At 60.6% G+C, this 4,878-nt stretch carries 2 rRNA genes; both read right to left on the bottom strand.

Annotated elements, in window-relative coordinates:
* Nucleotides 1-2,969: ribosomal RNA gene (locus ACTQZK_RS13185) — 23S ribosomal RNA — on the bottom strand.
* Nucleotides 2,970-3,309: 340 nt separating this feature from the next.
* Nucleotides 3,310-4,820: ribosomal RNA gene (locus ACTQZK_RS13180) — 16S ribosomal RNA — on the bottom strand.
* The 16S and 23S rRNA genes sit together here, the layout of an rRNA operon.
* Between the last annotated feature and the right edge of the window lie 58 nt (nt 4,821-4,878).

Here is a 4,878-nt window from a genome sequence, read left to right as displayed (position 1 = left end):
AGACGAAGAGCTCGGGCTATTAGTACCGCTCGGCTGAGGCGATCGCTCGCCTTGCACCTGCGGCCTATCGACCAGGTGTTCTGCCTGGGCCCTTACCGAAAAGAGGACTCATCTTGGAGACGGCTTCCCACTTAGATGCTTTCAGCGGTTATCCGTGCCGGACGTAGCTAGGCAGCCGTGCCGTTGGTCGACAACTGCTGCACCAGAGGTCCGTCCACCCCGGTCCTCTCGTACTAGGGGCAGACCTCCTCAATCCTCTTGCGCCTGCGGAGGATAGGGACCGAACTGTCTCACGACGTTCTGAACCCAGCTCGCGTACCGCTTTAAATGGCGAACAGCCATACCCTTGGGACCGACTTCAGCCCCAGGATGCGATGAGCCGACATCGAGGTGCCAAACCTTGCCGTCGATGTGGACTCTTGGGCAAGATCAGCCTGTTATCCCCGGAGTACCTTTTATCCGTTGAGCGACGGCCATTCCACTCTGGGCCGCCGGATCACTAGAACCGAGTTTCCTCCCTGCTCGACCTGTACGTCTCGCAGTCAAGCCCGCTTGCACTCTTGCGCTCTGCAGACGATTGCCAACCGTCCTGAGCGGACCTTTGCGCGCCTCCGTTACTCTTTAGGAGGCGACCGCCCCAGTCAAACTACCCGCCTGACACGGTCCCTGCGCCGGATCACGGCCGCAGGTTAGATCGCCGACGCGACGAGGGCAGTATTCCAAGGCCGGCTCCACGGGAACTGGCGTCCCCGCTTCGAAGCCTCCTGCCTATCCTCTACGCGCCGAGCCAACGATCAATGTCAAGCTGCAGTAAAGGTTCACGGGGTCTTTCCGTCCTTCCGCAGGTAATTCGCATCTTCACGAATAATACAATTTCACCGGGTCCATGGTTGAGACAGCGCCCAAATCGTTACGCCATTCGTGCAGGTCGGAACTTACCCGACAAGGAATTTCGCTACCTTAGGACCGTTATAGTTACGGCCGCCGTTTACTGGGGCTTGGCTTCAGGGCTTCGCCTTGCGGCTGACCCATCCGCGTAACCTTCCAGCACCGGGCAGGCGTCAGACCCTATACGTCGCCTTGCGGCTTTGCAGAGTCCTGTGTTTTTGATAAACAGTCGCTTGGGCCGTTTCGCTGCGACCCCCGGCCGCTCCGGACGCGAGGTCCTTCACCGCCAGGGGCACTCCTTCTCCCGAAGTTACGGAGTCAGTATGCCGAGTTCCTTAACCATGGTTCTCCCGATCGCCTCGGTATGCTCTACCCGCCCACCTGTGTCGGTTTTGGTACGGGCGCCGATGTCCCTTCCTAGAGGTTTTTCTCGGAAGCATGGGCTCGCCGACTTCGCCAAGAGGCTTCGTCTCGCGTCTCGGGATGCATGCTGCGCTGGTTTCCATGCGCAGCTCCCTACGCGCTTTCACGGGGACGTCCAGAACCCCGCTCGGCTACCCTTCTCCGTCGCCCCATCGGTGATGACGGTCCATCGGCGGTACAGGAATGTCCGCCTGTTGTGCATCGGCTACGCCTTCCGGCCTCGCCTTAGCTCCCGACTGACCCTGGGAGGATTAGCCTTGCCCAGGAACCCTTAGGCTTACGGCGGCGGCGTTTCTCGCGCCGCTCTCGTTACTCATGCCAGCATTCTCACTTCCACGCGGTCCACCGCAGGTCGCCCTGCGGCTTCGCCCCCCGTGGAAAGCTCCCCTACCACTAATGAAATTAGTCCGCTGCTTCGGTACCATGCTTAGCCCCGTGAATTGTCGGCGCATGTCCACTTGACCAGTGAGCTGTTACGCACTCTTTAAATGCATGGCTGCTTCTAAGCCAACATCCTGGTTGTCTAGGCAAACGCACATCCTTTGCCACTCAGCATGGATTTGGGGACCTTAGCAGGCGGTCTGGGCTGTTTCCCTCTCGAACACACAGCTTAGCCCACATGTTCTGACTCCCGGACTCTGAAATGGCGGCATTCGGAGTTTGGTTCCTGTCGGTAGGCGGTGAAGCCCCCTCGAGGATCCAGTGCTCTACCGCCGCCATTGAACGTCCGAGGCTAGCCCTAAAGCTATTTCGGGGAGAACGAGATATCTCCGGGTTTGATTGGCCTTTCACCCCTATCCACGGGTCATCCCCTCCGTTTTCAACCGAAGTGGGTTCGGCCCTCCACGGGGTCTTACCCCCGCTTCAGCCTGCCCATGGATAGCTCACCCGGCTTCGCGTCTGCAGCATGCGACTAAAACGCCATCTTAAAGGCTCGCTTTCACTGCGGCTCGCTTAAAAGCTTAACCTCGCCGCATACCGCAACTCGCTGGCTCATTCTACAAAAGGCACGCCGTCACAGCGCATAGGCTGCTCCGACTGCTTGTAGGCGCACGGTTTCAGGTACTGTTTCACTCCCCTCTCGGGGTGCTTTTCACCTTTCCCTCACGGTACTGGTTCGCTATCGGTCACAGGAGAGTGTTTAGCCTTGGAGGGTGGTCCCCCCAGCTTCGCACCGGGTTTCACGTGCCCGGCGCTACTCGGGTGCCGCGCTCGGAGGGGGCGGGGCTTCGCGTACGGGGCTCTCACCCTGTTCCGCCGGCCTTCCCAGGCCGTTCCGCTGCCGCGCCCCTTTGTCACTCCGCCCATGGTCTGAGGCCCATGGGATGCTCGGTCCCGCAACCCCTCATGCAGCAACGCCCTCAAGCTATACGCGTGCATGGGTTTGGGCTCGCGCGGTTTCGCTCGCCGCTACTCCCGCGATCTCGGTTGATTTCTCTTCCTCCGGGTACTTAGATGTTTCAGTTCCCCGGGTTGCCTTCCGCCGCCCTATTTCGTTCAGGCGGGGATAGCAGGGCATGACCCCTGCTGGGTTCCCCCATTCGGAGACCTGCGGATCAAAGGGTGTTTGCCCCTCCCCGCAGCTTATCGCAGCTTGCCGCGTCCTTCGTCGACTTCCTGTGCCAAGGCATCCGCCGTGCGCCCTTAGTATCTTCGTCTCTTCGGATCTCGTTCAGTATGGTTTTTGGGTATCCATATCGATGTATTCGCGATCGTGATAGATGCTCCATTACTTTGACAGACCACTCGATGGAATCGGTGATATGCATGTGATGAAGATCTTCTTTGTCACTTTAAACGCTATGCAACTGTCAAGGTGCGCGGGAAGGCGAGCGCCTTCCCGAGGCTTCGAGAGCCTCGGAAGCCGGATGCTGAGAGAGCGGGGCGCGAGGGCGCCTTCGCGACGGGCCCGCGGACGGGTCTTCCGTTTCTGTTTCTGTTTCCATCCAGGCGAGGGAGCTTCGCTCGACCTCGTCGGACACCTGAGTGTCTCCCTAGAAAGGAGGTGATCCAGCCGCACCTTCCGGTACGGCTACCTTGTTACGACTTCACCCCCCTTACCCTCCACACCTTCGACGCCTCCGCCCCTTTCGGGTTCGGCCGGCGGCTTCGGGTGCAGACGACTCGGGTGGTGTGACGGGCGGTGTGTACAAGGCCCGGGAACGTATTCACCGCGGCATGCTGATCCGCGATTACTAGCAACTCCGACTTCACGGAGGCGGGTTGCAGCCTCCGATCCGAACTGGGGCCGGCTTTGAGGGATTCGCTTCCTGTCGCCAGGTCGCAGCCCGTTGTACCGGCCATTGTAGCACGTGTGCAGCCCAGGGCATAAAGGGCATGATGACTTGACGTCGTCCCCACCTTCCTCCGGCTTGACGCCGGCAGTCCCGTATGAGTCCCCAACTCAATGCTGGCAACATACGGCAGGGGTTGCGCTCGTTGCGGGACTTAACCCAACATCTCACGACACGAGCTGACGACAGCCATGCACCACCTGCGCGAGCTCCTCTCGGCCACCGGGTCTCCCCGGCTTCACTCGCATGTCAAGCCCTGGTAAGGTTCTTCGCGTTGCTTCGAATTAAGCCACATGCTCCGCTGCTTGTGCGGGCCCCCGTCAATTCCTTTGAGTTTTAGCCTTGCGGCCGTACTCCCCAGGCGGGACGCTTAATGCGTTGGCTTCGGCACGGAGAGGCGATCCTCCCCACACCTAGCGTCCATCGTTTACGGCTAGGACTACCAGGGTATCTAATCCTGTTCGCTCCCCTAGCTTTCGCACCTCAGCGTCAGTGTCGGCCCAGCAGGCTGCCTTCGCCATCGGTGTTCTTCCCGATATCTGCGCATTCCACCGCTACACCGGGAATTCCGCCTGCCTCTACCGAACTCGAGCGCGCCAGTTCGGAACCCGGCTCGAGGTTGAGCCCCGAGGTTAGAGGTTCCGCTTGGCGCGCCGCCTACGCGCGCTTTACGCCCAATGAATCCGGATAACGCTCGCCCCCTACGTATTACCGCGGCTGCTGGCACGTAGTTAGCCGGGGCTTCTTCTGCAGGTACCGTCGTCGGTCTTCCCTGCTGAAAGCGGTTTACAACCCGAAGGCCGTCATCCCGCACGCGGCGTTGCTGCGTCAGGGTTGCCCCCATTGCGCAAAATTCCCCACTGCTGCCTCCCGTAGGAGTCTGGGCCGTATCTCAGTCCCAATGTGGCCGGTCGGTCTCTCAACCCGGCTACCCGTCGAAAGCACGGTGGGCCGCTACCCCGCCGTCTACCTGATGGGCCGCGACCCCATCCCTTGCCGCGCCAGGCTTTCCCGGCCCCTCCATGCGGAGGGGCCGGAGCATCCGGTATTAGCCTCGGTTTCCCGAGGTTGTCCCGGAGCAAGGGGCAGGTTGGTCACGTGTTACTCACCCGTTCGCCACTGTATGCCCACCCGAAGGTGGCTTAACCGTTCGACTTGCATGTGTTAGGCACGCCGCCAGCGTTCATCCTGAGCCAGGATCAAACTCTCCGTTTAAAAGAGTGCGGCATCGCTGCCGCGTTCGATCTTGGTTTCCCGCCGCCCGCTCCCCCGA

The organism is Paraeggerthella sp. LCP19S3_G8, from assembly GCF_052119225.1.
GTDB classification, from domain to species: domain Bacteria; phylum Actinomycetota; class Coriobacteriia; order Coriobacteriales; family Eggerthellaceae; genus Paraeggerthella; species Paraeggerthella hominis.
The sequence above is the reverse complement of the archived record's forward strand: the minus strand, read 5'-3'. Positions and strand labels throughout refer to the sequence as shown.